Origin of the sequence: Sphingobacterium sp. 1.A.4 (assembly GCF_002734245.1) — a bacterium.
GTDB classification, from domain to species: domain Bacteria; phylum Bacteroidota; class Bacteroidia; order Sphingobacteriales; family Sphingobacteriaceae; genus Sphingobacterium; species Sphingobacterium tenebrionis.
Genome location: NZ_PEAZ01000128.1, coordinates 96,466 through 111,078, shown reverse-complemented (window position 1 = coordinate 111,078; position 14,613 = coordinate 96,466). Strand labels below are relative to the sequence as shown.

The window sequence follows — 14,613 nt, the reverse complement described above, 5'->3', positions numbered from 1 at the left end:
GTGTAAGGGGAAAGGGACATATCTGCAAGATGGGGATGGGCCAGGTCAGAAAGGTGCTGTACATGGCGGCAATATCCGCCATCAGGAGCAACACCGCCTGCAGCGGGCTTTATGGGAGGTTGATGGAAAAGGGAAAACCCTACAAGGTCGCAATCATAGCAGTGGTGAACAAACTGATCAAACAGGCATTCGCCATCGCAAAATCTGGAAAGGGCTACATCGCAAAAGCGGCCTAATCAGAATATTATTTGGAGAAAATTTAATTTATTATTTGGATATATACACAGTTCATTGCGAGGTACGAAGCAATCTTTGGACTAATCGAAAGATTGCTTCGTCGTGCCTCCTCGCAATGACGCAGAAAGTGCGTCCCGAACCTCCCCCATCTCCCCTTCCAATTAATTTTAAATTTTAAAACATTTACCTAACTTTGCGGCTACAATAAATTAATAAATCATTTCACCATGCCTTTGCAATTCAATACCGTAAAATTATTTGCTGGATCTGGAACCCAGGAGCTAGCGACAAAGATTTCAAAATCTTACGGAAAGCCACTAGGAGACATGACCTTGTCGAAATTCTCTGACGGCGAAATCCAACCTTTCTACAACGAATCCGTTCGTGGAAGTGATGTTTTCCTGATCCAATCGACCAATCAACCATCCGACAACCTGTTGGAATTATTGTTGATGATCGATGCAGCAAAACGTGCTTCAGCACATTACATTACGGTTGTTGTTCCTTATTTTGGATATGCCCGTCAAGACCGTAAGGACAAACCTCGTGTGGCCATTGGCGCAAAAATGATCGCAAACCTGATCACCGCTGCTGGAGCATCCCGTATCATGACCATGGACCTGCATGCTGCCCAGATTCAAGGCTTCTTTGATATCCCGGTAGATCACTTGGATGGTGCCATCATCTTCGTTCCTTACATCAAATCCTTGAACTTGGAGAACCTGATGATCGCTTCGCCAGATATGGGTGGTTCTTACCGTGCCCGTACCTTCGCGAAATTCTTCAATGCAGAGGTAGTCATCTGTGATAAACGCAGAARACGTGCAWACGAGATTGAATCGATGTCGATCATTGGTGATGTAACAGGTATGGATGTGGTATTGATCGATGATATCTGCGATACAGCAGGTACCCTATCGAAAGCTGCGGCATTGATCATGGAAAATGGTGCAAAATCTGTTCGTGCAGTATGTACACACGCTGTACTTTCCGGAAAAGCATACGAAACGATCGAGAACTCCGTATTAACGGAAATGATCGTTACAGATACCATTCAGTTGAATCCTGAAAAAGCAGCATTATGCAGTAAAATCAAAGTGCTTTCTACAGCGGATCTTTTCGCAAACGCCATCAAGAACGTAAATGAGCACGGCTCCATCTCGGATCTTTTTGACGTAAAGTAAAGCGAAGCTTTGCTTTACTTTAGTATTTAGTAGTAAGTATTTAGTATAAAGACCTATGTCGGCTAACCTATAGCCGACATTTTTTGTGATATACTTATCCGCCATAGATCAAAGTACTAAGCCGCCATAGATCTTCCTGCTAAGACGCCATAGGTCTAACTACTAAATACTCACTACTAAATACTGCTACTAATTTTGTTTTTCCAAAACAAAATTAGTAGCTTTGCGCCTCATTATTTAAATTTTATAACAATGAAATCAATTGCTATTAGCGGTTCTGCAAGACAGAACGTAGGGAAAAGAGAATCGAAAGAATTGCGTTACGAGGGTCAGATCCCTGCTGTTCTTTACGGAGGTAAAGAGCAAACACATTTTTCGGTTTCCGCAGCTGATTTGAAGCCAGTTCTATACACTCCAGAAGTGATCTTCGTAGAATTGGATATCGATGGTAAAAAAGCAAAAGCTATCGTTCAAGAAGCTCAATTCCACCCATTAACTGATTTAGTTACACATGTTGACTTCTTAGAACTTTTCGATGATAAAGAAGTTTCTGTAAACATTCCTATTACCTTGGTAGGTACTTCTCCAGGTGTTAAAATGGGGGGTAAATTGGTACAGAAATTACGTAAACTTCGCGTGAAAGCATTACCTAACAACCTTCCTCAAGAAATTGAGATCCCTATGGAAGGATTGGAAGTTGGTAAATCTTACCGTGTTGGTAAAGTAGATTTGAAAGACGCAAAAGTATTGAATAACAGCGACGATACTATCGTTTCAGTTGTTATGTCTCGTGCATTACGTCAAGCAGAGCAAGAAGCAGCTAAAGCAGCTAAAGGCGGTAAAAAATAAGTTTAGTAGTTAGTATTTAGTAGTTAGATGTATAACGGCTAGGTATTTTAAACTTAATAACTAATAAGAACTTAATATTTAGAAAATAGAAAAGGCATCGAAATTCGATGCCTTTTTCATTTTACAAACTGTTCAACTAAATAAAAAAATGTTAATGTAGAGTTTCAATTTTGGTATTGAGACCCGATTGTTAATGTAGAGACTCTTCTAATTTTATTGATTTTGGAAATAAAATATTGTTTTCGAGATGGATGTGTTTATGAAGATCCTGCTCGAACTCCCGCAGCATATCAAACGATACCCGGTAGGTGCTGCAAGCGTCATCTGGCACGGTATAGTTGTTGGTAAGCTCCTTGATGCGTTCAAAGCGGTCGCCTTCGGCCTCATGTTCGTGTACCATCATGCTGATCGGGTTCTTTACGGTTCCGAAGGTAGGGGTTTCCGGCTTTTCCTGATGGCTCTTGGATTCTTCCAATGCTTCAATGAACGGAAACAGGATGCGTTCTTCCTTTTCCAGATGATGACCCAAATCCAAGGCACATTCCTCGAACAATCGGTTCACTTCGATCAGCTCGGGATGACGCTCACCATGTACGCGAGCGACCTTGTTCAGGTAGGCCAACAGTACAGGCGTTTTCTCCCGCACATAGCGATGGTGGGTCTTCACGATATAGGAAACCAATAGATCGGATGGCCAGGCACTGAAATCGATGTTCTCGCCGCCTTTCGCGTTCAGCACATCCTCCAGCTCGGTAACCAAGGGGTCCAAGGCTACGCCTTTCTTAGCCGCTGCATCTTCCACCGAACGTTGTCCGCCACAGCAGAAATCCAACCCATATTTTGAAAAAACCGCTGCTGTCCTAAAATCCTGCGCAACGATATCACCCATTTTGTTTTTTGCTAATGCTTCCATGTTTTTTCATTTTTTCCCCTCTTATTTGAATTTAAGAGGTTCTTTTTTTATATAAGAGCTTCGTTATAGCGATTTATTCGGCAATGATCTTCCCTTTCATGATGCCCGCATGACCTGGGAAAGTACAGATATAATCGTAGGTTCCAGGTTCCAAGGTGAATTCGATCTTCGATTCCTCACCACCTCCGATCAATTTGGTATGCGCTATGATATCCGCCGATTCAGGGATGTACTCTTTATCCTTTGCTTTCAGTGCTGCCTCGGTAAAGGCCGTGATATCCGTTCCTGCTTTTAAGACCACCAGGTTGTGGCCCATCACTTCTTTGGCCATCTTGCCCACATGCTTTAGGGTAAGGCTTACAGGCTCTCCAGCCTTCACTTTGATCTCGTGGATATTGTATTTCATTTGGTCATCACTCTCCACAACCACCTCATTGGAAACCGCTGCCGTGGAGCTTGGCTCTGCAACAGGGGTACTCGTCGTTGTCGCTGATGTTTCGTGATTACTGTGATCCACTGCTGGTTTTTCTTTTTGTTCGCCCGAACCACAAGAGGCAATAAATAGACCTGCGATTGCGAGTCCAGTGAAACTAAATAACTTTTTCATAAGATGTCATTTCTATTTAAGACAAATTTGTCGTTTATGTGGAGATTAAAAAGTGATGCTTGCTACTTTTTAAAATGATCCTAAGCTGATTGGCAAAAAATGGGCTATGGGAAATTGTGTGTAATTCCCTATTTTTGCTGCCATGAACTATTTGATCGTCGGATTAGGAAACATAGGCAGGGAATATGCCGATACCAGGCACAATGTAGGTTTTATGGTGGCAGATGAGCTGGCCAATCAGGCTGGGGTTACCTGGTCTACCTTAAAGCATGCCTATTATACCGATTTCAAGCAGCGTGGGCATCAGGTGTATGTGATCAAACCGACCACCTACATGAACCTCAGCGGAAAAGCGGTGAACTATTGGATGAAAGAGCTGAAGGTTCCGGTGGAGAACGTATTGGTGATCGTGGATGACCTGGCGATTCCCTTTGGATCTTTGCGCATTAAACCCAAAGGTTCGGCAGCAGGACATAACGGACTACGCTCGATCGAAGCTACCTTGGGCACGCAGGCCTACCCGCGCTTGCGGTTTGGGATTTCGGATAATTTCCAGAAAGGCCGTCAGGTGGATTATGTATTAGGACCTTTCGATCCGGATGAGCAGAAGGATCTGCCAGCACATATCGAACACGCCGTGAAGATGGTGCATAGCTTCGTAAAAATTGGTATTGAACTCACGATGACGAATTTAAATACGAAATAACGAACAAAAATTCTTCTATTCTTGCCGATCATGGCATTTTATACTAAAAATCATAAGGAAATCCATAAAAGATTTTCTTTTTTCATTGGAAAATTCCAAAATTTTTAGTAATTTTTGGAAAAAAGAGAAGGAGAAAACCAATGAGGAAGATTAGCCCCTATATTTCGATACCTGTAGTGATCTTTTTAGTGATATTGGGATCAACAGAAGCTTTTCAGCTGCTGAGTGAGCGGTCTGATTGGGATGTTTTTCTAGGGGTATTGCTGGTGATCCTTCTGATTGCGGTCGTTTATAATTTTTTCAAATATATCTTTAACAAACCAATTGAATGAAAAGAAACATGATTGCTTTGGGCGCGACGCTGTTCGTTGCCCTGATCGTATGGATTAGTTGTACGGAACGTATTGATGCCGGTTATGAAGGCATTAAGGTGAAACTTTACGGCTCGGATAAAGGGGTTCAGGATGTGAGCCTGGTAACGGGTCGGGTATGGTATAATCCGATCACGGAATCCATCTATGAATTTCCGACCTATGTTCAGACTGTGAATTATGAGAATTTTACGGTGAATGCGAAAGATGGATCTGTTTTTACGGTTGATCCTACCTTATCTCTACGCGTGTCGAATGGCAGTACACCGAAGATCTTTATCAAATATAGGAAACAGATCGATGAGATCTTGGGGAATACCTTGGTGAACCATATCAAGGATGTTTACCGCATTGAATTCAATAAGTATTCTACGGATTCTATTATTAGCAACAGGGAGAAATTTGAAGCGGGTGTTCAGGCGAAGATGATTGCTTTCCTGGAGCAGGAAGGATTTATTTTGGAGCAGTTGACCAGCGGTATCCAGTATCCGGAGGCGATTACGCAGGCGATCAATGCGAAGAATGCAGCGATCCAGAAGGCTCAACAAGCGGAGAATGAGCTGAAGGTAGTGGAAGCTGATGCGAAGAAGATGATCGTGCAGGCAGAGGCGGAAGCAAAGGCCAATGAACTGAGACAGACGACCCTATCGCCTTTGATTATTCAGCAACAATTTATAGAGAAATGGGATGGCTCTACGCCATTGTATGGAAATAGCCCGGTGATTTTTAAGGAGTTGAAGTAGAGGTATTGGCATGGCGAGAGAAATCCTACGTCATTGCGAGGAACGAAGCAATCTTCCCTCATGTCATGCTGAGCGGAGTCGAAGCATCTGTTCGTAGGTAACCGTACAGATCCTTCGCCTGCGCTCAGGATGACAAAGACGAGGCTCAGGATGATAAAAAAACGAAGCACAGGATGACAAAGGCCAAAGATTGCTTCGTCGTACCTCCTCGCAATGACGTAGGGCCTCTTAATGTCGCGGAGGTCGCAATGACGCAGAACCTCCTCCCCATGACGATAAAAAACCTACTTGGTCATTACCGAAACAGCGCCTTCCGAAGCCTTGTCTCCAAACATATGTTTCGCTGTCTCATCCGGGATATAAGCAACCTCCTTAATATCCTTAACATCCAACCTTGACAGCTTCCCAGCTTTCACTTCCTTACCATCTAAATAATACACCGCTTTTTCAGGAAGATTATTCAGGAACTCAGTATAATCCCCCTCCTTTATCAATCGTCTATTGATTCGGATAGGATCCGCATCCCCAGGAAACTTTCTATAACCCATAACAACAACTTCCTTCAACTTACCTTTAAGCGATGGAATAGAATCCTTAGCCCCTTTTCCAAGTGCATTATATGCAAACTTTGTTGTAATCAAAATTACACCATCTTTCCCTCTATCACCATATAAAGCGGTAGATGCTTTATCCTTATATACGGTAATAGACTCAATATTATCCGTTTCAATCCCCTCCCAACTACTTACCGGGCTACCATCGACTACGATTAAAGGCTCTCCCACGGACCCTACTTTACTTCCATCGATCCCAAACTTTGTCCTACCATCCTGATTTCTGAAAAACAACTTTGAAACTTCCCCAGTGGTACCAACCCCATTAATATTCAACTTTTTCACCTCTGGATCCCCTTGTTTATTTTCTCCTGAATTACTCCCTATGGAAACAGAAAAGGTCTTTGTATGTCGGCCCTTCAATGCATCAAAAGTACTGTTTTCTACCTCTCCTCCCTTAAGGGTAATATAAACTTTCCCCTTATCGGTCTTAGTAGTTCCATCCGTTGGATTATAGATCTCCACAGCTAAAATATTCTTTGGATCAATTTTTTCCAACTCCGCCTCCTCGTTAACCTCTTTTCCATTGACAAAGAACTGCGGACGATCCTCTTTATCCTTATAATTCAATTTAAAATTGTCGGGTTTTACAATCACCATCCGCTTATTGGAACCATCCACATCACTCACATAAGAGGCTTTTCCAGAAACAACCATGTTAACAGAAGGATCGTATGCAATTTTCTTAAGCTGAACAGTATCCCTTTTCACTTCCTTCACCGTATCCTTCGCCCCAATCTTCGGCAAATTCACCACTACCTCATCCAGCATCTTCCCCACATCTGCCTGTTTCAGGTTGTCCACAACAACCTCGATTTTACCTTCTGCCTGGCTTACCGAAAAGGTAATCCCGGCCACGATCAACATCGGGAGCATAAAAGCATATTTGCTCAGCTCCAATTTAGATGACCTTTTTTTGTTCATCATCATAATGCGCTTTTTTAGTGTGTTAAAATTAAACTGATTACTGATGCCGACCCGAGCACCCTGCTTGGTGACATTCAGCAATGAATACTGATAAGTCTGTCGATCCACCCCTTTATCCAGCACCTGTTGATCGGTCAGGAATTCTAGATTCTGACGCACGGCTCTGCGCATGAGCCATACGAAAGGATTGTACCAACAGCTTATCAATACAAACTCAAACAATAATACATCTACACTGTGTTGGCCTTTCACGTGGATGTATTCGTGCTTAAATATGTCGTTCAGCTCCAGCTCTTCATGCTGTTGCTGATGTAAATAGATCTTGTTGAAAAATGAAAATGGTGTAATAGGAAATACCACATTCCTGAACAGGTAATCGCGCCATTGGGCAGGCTTCGAATGCCAATGTATCCGAAATAGGCTCAGCAATTGGAAGATCAGCTTCAGGGCAAAAACAGCGGCTCCTAATAACAAAAGTCCCGCTAGCAGGTCCGAGAGCACCAAACTGCTCTGGGTTTCCTCCAGGTCAAAAGGCAGATAAGCCAGCACCTCCCCTTTTGGAAGATCTATCTTTTCTGCAAACCATGCCCTGATGTTCAGAAAGGGATATACAAAGGCATATACTGCGCCCAAAACAAAATAAACCCTGTTGAGGGAATAGAATGTCAATCCTTTCAACAGAAAATGATAGCCCAGGAATAACAGACTCAGCAATAGGTTTACTTGAAGGATATAGGTTAGTAGACTTTCCATGGTTAGTCGCTTTTATGGTACAGGATGTTTTGCTATTCTTCTTCGGAAGGATTACTTGCTTTTATTGTTCTGGATCATATCCATGATTTCCTTCAGTTCATTTGGACTCAATTTCTCTTCTTTCACGAAAAAGGAAACCATCTCCTTATAGGAATTCTTAAAATAATCGCCCACGAAGGAGTTCATGAATTTTCCTTTATACTCTTCTGAGCTGATGAGTGGCTCATAACGTTTGGCATTGGCATATTTCACAGGTTTTACATAGCCTTTTCGCTCCAGGTTCCGGATGGTGGATGCCAAAGTGGTATAAGGCATTTCCGAACCCTTCATATTCTCCAAAATCTCCCGAATAAAGCCGCCATTCAATTGCCAGATGGACAGCATCGCCTCTTCTTCTTGTATCGTTAATTTTTCCATTTTCCTTATTATTTCCCCTAATTTACGAATAATTCGTAGTTCTCCAAGATATTTAACATTTTTTTAATATTTGGTTCAACAGCTAAGTAACTGAGGGTTAGCGAGACAACCATCAAAAGCGCTATTAAAAACAGCCTTAAATACAGCAAAAAAGGCTAAAATAAGGTTTTCCGAACTTTCTGGAAATTTGTCTTAAAATGACGATTATATGTTATTATTATTCAATTTTAACCTCAGAAAATAGAAATCAATTTTATACATTTGTAAGTAAACGTTATATGTTATAATACCATTAATACTAGAAATTTTATTATGTCTGAAACTGCATCTATTAACTTGAATGGATCTACCTTCGAGATGCCTGTCATCACAGGGACAGAGAATGAGAAAGCCCTAGATATTTCGAAACTTAGAGACCAATCAGGATATATTACTTTGGATCCCGGATTCAAGAACACGGGTTCTACAAAAAGTGCTATTACATTCCTAGACGGTGAAAAGGGTATCCTACAATACAGAGGATATGCTATTGAAGATTTAGCTGAAAAATCCACTTTCCTTGAAGTTGCTTATTTATTGATCTACGGAGATCTTCCTTCGAAGGACGTACTGGAGAAATTCCGTGCGGATATTCGTGCGCAGATGATGATCCATGAGGATATGAAGAACTTCTTTACAGGATTTCCTTCCAAATCACACCCGATGGGTCAATTGTCCTGTTTAGTAGGTGTATTGTCTTCTTTCTATCCGGAGTCCTTGAACCCGAACCAAACAGAAGAAGAAGAAAACAAAACCATCATCAATCTATTGGCGAAAATGCCTACGATTGTTTCTTGGATCCAGAAGAAATCATTGGGACATCCGGTAGTTTATCCGAAGAACAACTTCGGTTATATCGAGAACTTCTTGAACATGATCTTCGGAGAGGTGAACCAAGAGAAGACTTTCGATCCGTTAATCATTGATGCGATGCATAAATTATTGATCCTTCATGCAGATCATGAGCAGAACTGTTCGACCTCTACGGTAAGAATGGTAGGATCATCCAATGCGAATATGTACGCTTCGATTTCAGCAGGTATCAATGCGCTTTGGGGACCACTTCATGGTGGAGCGAACCAAGCGGTAATTGAAATGTTGGAAGCGATCAAAGCTGATGGTGGCGATGCAGACAAATATTTGGCAAAAGCAAAAGATAAGAACGATCCTTTCCGTTTGATGGGATTCGGACACCGTGTATATAAGAACTTTGACCCTCGTGCGAAGATCATTAAGAAAGCTTGTGACGATGTGTTGGAGAAATTAGGGGTTAATGATCCGGTATTGGATATCGCGAAACGTTTGGAAGAAGCAGCATTGAACGATCAGTATTTCATCGATCGTAAGTTGTATCCGAATGTGGATTTCTATTCGGGAATTATTTACCGTGCATTAGGATTTAACTCGGATATGTTTACGGTATTGTTCGCTCTTGGTCGTTTACCAGGATGGATCGCACAATGGAAAGAAATGAGGGATAATAAAGAACCAATCGGAAGACCTAGACAGGTTTATATCGGTGAGACTTTACGTCCTTATGTGCCTATCTCTGAGAGGTAGTTAATATTGAGGTCTCGCGCGGATAGCTAACAAACGCGTCAATGACTGTACCGTCATTGCGAGATTTTACCGTCATTGCGAGATTTTACCGTCATTGCGAGGAACGAAGCAATCTTCAAACTAATCGAAAGATTGCTTCGTTCCTCGCAATGACGCTTTTTTTTGACCTCCTCGCTAACCCACTCCCCGCTAAGCTAACCCACTCCCTCTAACTCACATAAAAAAAGCCTCCCAATTCTTGGAAGGCTAAAAAAAATAAAAAAAATATCTTATCGAATACGAATCTTATCTAACCGTAAACCGTTTCACTACCGATTCCGTTCCGGAACTAACCCTTACAAAATAAAACCCTTCGGATAATTTCTGGTTCACATCAAAACTCAAACTCTGCTGTCCAGCTTCTAAGCTCGAATTATGCAGGTTCAACACTTCATTTCCCAAGGCATCCATAATCTTAATCACTACCGTATTGCTCTTGTTCAATTTGAAGTTCACTGTAACCTCTCCAGCAATAGGATTGTACAATACTTTTACATCATTGATTAATTTATCTGACTGTTCAGCCAATAAATTCACTTTTGCGACGTTTCTACTTTTAGATGCCACCATAGCGACCTTATTTGACCTTGTTCCAGCCGTATCAACGGAAGAATGAGAGGCATGCGCATAGCTGAACATGGCCCCTAAAAGGACTATGTTTAATAGTGCATAGCGTGATATTTTCCTCAATTCTAATTTCATCGTTGGTACTTAGATTTCTTTTCTGTGACTTGGTTTAACCAAAAGTAATCATTTAATCCTTAAAACCTAATACAAAAGTAGAGATTTTCGATTTTTTGACGGGAAAAAATAAATCCTTTAACAATTTTTAACAGGAAATTACGTTGTGCCATAAAAAGTTGTAATTTCGTGCCGTTTTTATATTCTAAAACATTAACAATTAAGTATGTCCACAGACCATAAACAAAATCTCAACAAAATAAGTTTTTCGGGATTATTAATTAGTTTAGGAATCATTTTTGGCGACATCGGAACATCTCCCCTCTATGTATTCAAAGCAATCTTTAATAAAGGTGAAATCACGGAAATGGTCATCTTCGGAGGCCTTTCCTGTATCTTTTGGACGCTAACCCTACAAACTACGGTCAAATACGTATTGATCACCCTCAATGCCGATAACAAAGGGGAAGGTGGAATCCTATCCCTGTTCTCCCTCGTGAGAAGAAGAGCAAAATGGTTGATCATCCCGGCCATCATCGGTGCGAGTACACTGCTGGCCGATGGTATGATCACGCCTGCGATCACCATTTCCTCTGCGGTGGAAGGTTTGGCCATTAAAACGCCAAATTTCCCTACCATTCCGGTTGTGGTACTCATCATTTCCCTACTATTTATCATTCAACGATTCGGAACGAATATCGTCGGCCGTGTTTTCGGCCCGTTAATGTTCATCTGGTTCTCCACTATCGGGATCTTAGGGATCTCCTACCTTGGACATTCGCCGGAAATCTGGAAGGCCTTAAATCCATATTATGCTTACCAATTATTGAGCAATTACCCCAATGCCTGGTTTATCTTAGGGGCCATTTTCCTGTGTACAACGGGTGCTGAGGCGCTTTATTCCGATATGGGGCACTGTGGTAAGTCGAATATCCGTATCTCCTGGATCTTTGTGAAACTGATGTTGATCCTGAACTACTTCGGACAGGGTGCCTGGTTATTGGAACATCAAGGTTCCATGTTGGGTGAAATCAACCCGTTCTATGCCATTATGCCGGATTGGTTTGTGATCTGGGGAGTGACCATTGCGACCATTGCGGCTATCATTGCCAGTCAGGCCATGATCTCTGGATCATTTACCCTGATTGCCGAAGCTGTACGTCTGAATATTTGGCCGAAAGTGGCTATTCGATATCCTAGTGACCATAAAGGACAGATCTATGTGCCATCGGTTAACCTCATCCTTTATTTAGGCTGTATGTTGATCATTTTGGTATTCCGGGAATCCAGTAACATGGAGGCAGCGTATGGATTGGCCATTAACCTGACTTTCATCACAACAACCATCCTGATGACGGTATTTATGCTCAGAAAACGCATCAACCCTATTTTGGTAGGACTGTTTGCACTGGTTTATACTACCATCGAATTGGCTTTCTTGGTGGGTAATATCAGTAAGATCACGCATGGTGGCTGGTTGACATTGCTATTGGCCATTGTATTGTTCGTAGTGATGTATGCTTGGTTCGGTGCAAGGAAGATCAAGAACAGGTTTGTGAAGTTTGTGGATGTAAGGGAGTATTATCCTATCCTATCCGAATTGAGCGAGGATGAAACGGTACCTTATTTTGCTTCGCATTTGGTGTATCTGACCAGCGCGAATAATATCCATGAGGTGGAATCGAAGATTACCTATTCGATCATCAATAAGAAGCCGAAACGGGCCGATGTGTATTGGTTGGCGCATGTGGATGTAATGGATAATCCGCATACGAGAGAATATAAGGTGACGCAATTGGTTCCTGGAAAGGTTATCCGGATAGATTTTCACCTGGGATTTAGGGAAGAGCAGAAGATCAGTTTATTGTTCCGGAAAGTGGTGGAAGATATGGTGAAGAATGGGGAGATTGATATTACCAGTAATTATGAGACCTTGAAGAAGCATCATATTCCTGGGGATTTTAATTTTGTGGTACTGGAGAAAGTGATTTCGAAAACGCATTTCTTGAAATGGAATGAGAAAATTATTCTGGAGATCTATAAGGTTTTGAAGAAGTTCAGTTTATCGGAAGAGAAAGGCTTTGGGTTGGATAGTAGTTTTGTGACGCTGGAAAGGGTACCATTGACTATTCCAAATACGGAAGAAGTGAAGTTGAAGAGGTTGTAGGGATTTAGGCATTGCGAGGCTTCGCGTCATTGCGAGGAGGTACGACGAAGCAATCTTTACACTAATAGAAAGATTGCTTCGTTCATCGCAATGACGATATATTTACTTCCCTTCCTTCCCTAATTTCGAGTGTTTATACCCATACGCGAAATAAATCACCAATCCTATCAACAACCAAATAATAAAAATTATCCAGTTACTTGCCCCCAATTCCGACATCAAGTACAGATTAATCAATACCCCTATCACCGGCAACAAAGAAAAATTATACTTATAACTCAACACACTCATCACTGCCCACACCAACCAAAATACAATCACCAGTGATTTATGCAACAATATCTCCGTAGAACCCAAGGTCAACCAATGATCAAGAGTCTCTCCTCCGTATCTATACACCAAAAACAATCCCACCAAAAATCCAATCCCCACAATATACTTCCCATTCACATAAGGCACCCTAAACTTAGATTTCTTCGAAATACCCGAATGGTCCATATACAACACCCCACAACAAACCAAAATAAAGGCAAAGAAAGTTCCCACAGAAGTCAGATCCACAAAGAAATCCATCTTAAAGAACAATGCTGGAATAGCCACGACAAAGCCTGTTACGATCGTTGCAAAGGAAGGCGTCTTATATTTTGGATGGATCTTCGAAAAGCTCTTTCCCAACAAACCATCACGGCTCATGGTCATCCAGATTCTTGGTTGTGCCAATTGAAATACCAATAAAGCAGAAGTAATCGCAATAACCGATGTCACCGAAATAATCCCCGCCATATGATCAAATCCCACATAGGAAAACACATAGGCCAATGGATCTTTCACATTCAATTCCTTATAATTCACCATACCGGTCAGCACCAGGGTGATCGCCACATACAGAACCGCACAGATCAACAAACAATAGATCATCGCTCGAGGAAGATCCCGTTGGGGGTTCTTACACTCCTCCGCAGTTGTAGATATCGAATCGAAGCCAATAAAGGCAAAGAATACCGCAGCTACACCGCTCATCACCCCTCCCAAACCGTTCGGTGCAAATGGCGTCCAGTTCTCTGGCTTTACAAAGAAAATACCACCCAGAATTACCGCCAAGATGATCCCTACCTTGATGATCACCATGATGTTACTCGCCTTACGGGACTCCTTGATACCGATATACACCAACCAGGTCACCAAAACCGTGATAATCCCCGCAGGGATATCCAGGATGATCGGCATCCCAGCAATCCGTGGAGCGGTTTCATAAGCCTGTAAAGCGATCTTATCGATGTTCTCCATCTTATCCAGACCAACCTCCAGAAACTTCTGATGCGCATCCAGGGCATAGCCCGGTGCCATCGTCATCCATCGGGGAATGTTGATACCAAAGCCTTCGAGCATGGAAACAAAGTACTGCGACCAGGAAATGGCCACCACCATATTAGAAACGGCATATTCGAGCACCAACGCCCAGCCAATGATCCAGGCGAACAATTCACCGAAAGTCACATAGGCATAGGTATAGGCACTTCCGGACACAGGAACCGTACTGGCGAACTGCGCATAGGATAATGCGGTGAACACACAGGCAAATGCGACAAAAACGAACAACATGGAGACCGCAGGCCCCCCATTATAACTCGCCAAGCCGATGGTACTGAAAATACCGGCACCTACGATGGCCGCGATACCCAGGGAAACCAAATCCCGTACGCCTAATATTTTTGCTAATCCCGAACCGCCATGTTCGGCATCGGACAAGATTTGATCAACGCTTTTCTTACGGAAAAGTCTATTTGCCATATTTAGTTAATTTAT

13 protein-coding genes and 1 pseudogene are annotated in these 14,613 nt (G+C 42.2%); 8 read left to right on the top strand and 6 right to left on the bottom strand.

Annotated elements, in window-relative coordinates; all coding sequences use genetic code 11:
* From CRJ00_RS18560 to CRJ00_RS18550, 3 genes and pseudogenes are all read left to right on the top strand, one after another.
* Positions 1-236, top strand: a pseudogene (locus tag CRJ00_RS18560) (IS110 family transposase); the annotation flags it as partial.
* 228 nt (positions 237-464) lie between these two features.
* Positions 465-1,421 carry a ribose-phosphate pyrophosphokinase gene (locus tag CRJ00_RS18555; RefSeq protein WP_099368215.1) on the top strand — a complete coding sequence of 319 codons (957 nt, stop codon included), beginning with the start codon at positions 465-467 and terminating at the stop codon, positions 1,419-1,421.
* A 252-nt stretch (positions 1,422-1,673) separates the two neighbouring features.
* Positions 1,674-2,270: a 50S ribosomal protein L25/general stress protein Ctc gene (locus tag CRJ00_RS18550; protein WP_099368214.1), complete on the top strand. Its 597-nt coding sequence runs from the start codon at positions 1,674-1,676 to the stop codon at positions 2,268-2,270.
* A 190-nt stretch (positions 2,271-2,460) separates the two neighbouring features.
* Here the strand turns inward: CRJ00_RS18550 and ric are convergent, their stop codons facing one another.
* Together ric and azu are read right to left on the bottom strand one after the other, a co-directional pair.
* Entirely contained in the window at positions 2,461-3,183 is a 723-nt protein-coding gene (gene ric, locus CRJ00_RS18545) for an iron-sulfur cluster repair di-iron protein (protein ID WP_099368213.1), read from the bottom strand.
* A gap of 73 nt (positions 3,184-3,256) precedes the next feature.
* A complete protein-coding gene (gene azu / locus CRJ00_RS18540; RefSeq protein WP_099368212.1) occupies positions 3,257-3,790 on the bottom strand; it encodes an azurin in 534 nt (177 codons plus the stop codon).
* 142 nt (positions 3,791-3,932) lie between these two features.
* On the opposite strand from azu, the gene pth reads away from it, so the two are divergent.
* The 3 genes from pth (at position 3,933) to CRJ00_RS18525 (ending at position 5,610) form a co-directional block, all read left to right on the top strand.
* A complete protein-coding gene (gene pth, locus CRJ00_RS18535) occupies positions 3,933-4,496 on the top strand; it encodes an aminoacyl-tRNA hydrolase (protein WP_099368211.1) in 564 nt (187 codons plus the stop codon).
* Between the two features lie 140 nt (positions 4,497-4,636).
* Positions 4,637-4,828, top strand: coding sequence for a hypothetical protein (locus tag CRJ00_RS18530; protein WP_099368210.1), 192 nt, complete (start codon positions 4,637-4,639; stop codon positions 4,826-4,828).
* A complete protein-coding gene (locus tag CRJ00_RS18525; protein WP_099368209.1) occupies positions 4,825-5,610 on the top strand; it encodes a prohibitin family protein in 786 nt (261 codons plus the stop codon). The genes CRJ00_RS18530 and CRJ00_RS18525 overlap by 4 nt, the downstream gene beginning before the upstream one ends.
* Positions 5,611-5,894: 284 nt before the next feature.
* On the opposite strand, the gene CRJ00_RS18520 is transcribed toward CRJ00_RS18525, so the two are convergent.
* Together CRJ00_RS18520 and CRJ00_RS18515 are read right to left on the bottom strand one after the other, a co-directional pair.
* Positions 5,895-7,904 (bottom strand): M56 family metallopeptidase, encoded by a 2,010-nt coding sequence (locus tag CRJ00_RS18520; protein WP_099368208.1) that lies wholly within the window; start codon positions 7,902-7,904, stop codon positions 5,895-5,897.
* A 51-nt stretch (positions 7,905-7,955) separates the two neighbouring features.
* Positions 7,956-8,321, bottom strand: a complete 366-nt coding sequence (locus CRJ00_RS18515) for a BlaI/MecI/CopY family transcriptional regulator (protein WP_099368207.1) — start codon at positions 8,319-8,321, stop codon at positions 7,956-7,958.
* A gap of 312 nt (positions 8,322-8,633) precedes the next feature.
* Between CRJ00_RS18515 and CRJ00_RS18510 the strand changes: the two genes are divergently transcribed.
* Positions 8,634-9,920: a citrate synthase gene (locus tag CRJ00_RS18510; protein ID WP_099368206.1), complete on the top strand. Its 1,287-nt coding sequence runs from the start codon at positions 8,634-8,636 to the stop codon at positions 9,918-9,920.
* Positions 9,921-10,205: 285 nt separating this feature from the next.
* Here the strand turns inward: CRJ00_RS18510 and CRJ00_RS18505 are convergent, their stop codons facing one another.
* Positions 10,206-10,661: a T9SS type A sorting domain-containing protein gene (locus CRJ00_RS18505; protein ID WP_099368205.1), complete on the bottom strand. Its 456-nt coding sequence runs from the start codon at positions 10,659-10,661 to the stop codon at positions 10,206-10,208.
* Between the two features lie 205 nt (positions 10,662-10,866).
* Between CRJ00_RS18505 and CRJ00_RS18500 the strand changes: the two genes are divergently transcribed.
* Positions 10,867-12,807: a KUP/HAK/KT family potassium transporter gene (locus CRJ00_RS18500; RefSeq protein WP_099368204.1), complete on the top strand. Its 1,941-nt coding sequence runs from the start codon at positions 10,867-10,869 to the stop codon at positions 12,805-12,807.
* Positions 12,808-12,909: 102 nt separating this feature from the next.
* Here the strand turns inward: CRJ00_RS18500 and CRJ00_RS18495 are convergent, their stop codons facing one another.
* Complete coding sequence (locus CRJ00_RS18495) at positions 12,910-14,598, bottom strand: amino acid permease (RefSeq protein ID WP_099368203.1); 1,689 nt, start codon at positions 14,596-14,598, stop codon at positions 12,910-12,912.
* Positions 14,599-14,613: the final 15 nt, after the last annotated feature.

What these genes read in the sequence shown, in the direction of transcription:
- CRJ00_RS18550 (WP_099368214.1), top strand. Translation starts at nt 1,674, where the DNA reads ATGAAATCAATTGCTATTAGCGGTTCTGCAAGACAGAACGTAGGGAAA.
- ric (WP_099368213.1), bottom strand. Translation starts at nt 3,183, where the DNA reads ATGGAAGCATTAGCAAAAAACAAAATGGGTGATATCGTTGCGCAGGAT.
- azu (WP_099368212.1), bottom strand. Translation starts at nt 3,790, where the DNA reads ATGAAAAAGTTATTTAGTTTCACTGGACTCGCAATCGCAGGTCTATTT.
- pth (WP_099368211.1), top strand. Translation starts at nt 3,933, where the DNA reads ATGAACTATTTGATCGTCGGATTAGGAAACATAGGCAGGGAATATGCC.
- CRJ00_RS18530 (WP_099368210.1), top strand. Translation starts at nt 4,637, where the DNA reads ATGAGGAAGATTAGCCCCTATATTTCGATACCTGTAGTGATCTTTTTA.
- CRJ00_RS18525 (WP_099368209.1), top strand. Translation starts at nt 4,825, where the DNA reads ATGAAAAGAAACATGATTGCTTTGGGCGCGACGCTGTTCGTTGCCCTG.
- CRJ00_RS18520 (WP_099368208.1), bottom strand. Translation starts at nt 7,904, where the DNA reads ATGGAAAGTCTACTAACCTATATCCTTCAAGTAAACCTATTGCTGAGT.
- CRJ00_RS18515 (WP_099368207.1), bottom strand. Translation starts at nt 8,321, where the DNA reads ATGGAAAAATTAACGATACAAGAAGAAGAGGCGATGCTGTCCATCTGG.
- CRJ00_RS18510 (WP_099368206.1), top strand. Translation starts at nt 8,634, where the DNA reads ATGTCTGAAACTGCATCTATTAACTTGAATGGATCTACCTTCGAGATG.
- CRJ00_RS18505 (WP_099368205.1), bottom strand. Translation starts at nt 10,661, where the DNA reads ATGAAATTAGAATTGAGGAAAATATCACGCTATGCACTATTAAACATA.
- CRJ00_RS18500 (WP_099368204.1), top strand. Translation starts at nt 10,867, where the DNA reads ATGTCCACAGACCATAAACAAAATCTCAACAAAATAAGTTTTTCGGGA.
- CRJ00_RS18495 (WP_099368203.1), bottom strand. Translation starts at nt 14,598, where the DNA reads ATGGCAAATAGACTTTTCCGTAAGAAAAGCGTTGATCAAATCTTGTCC.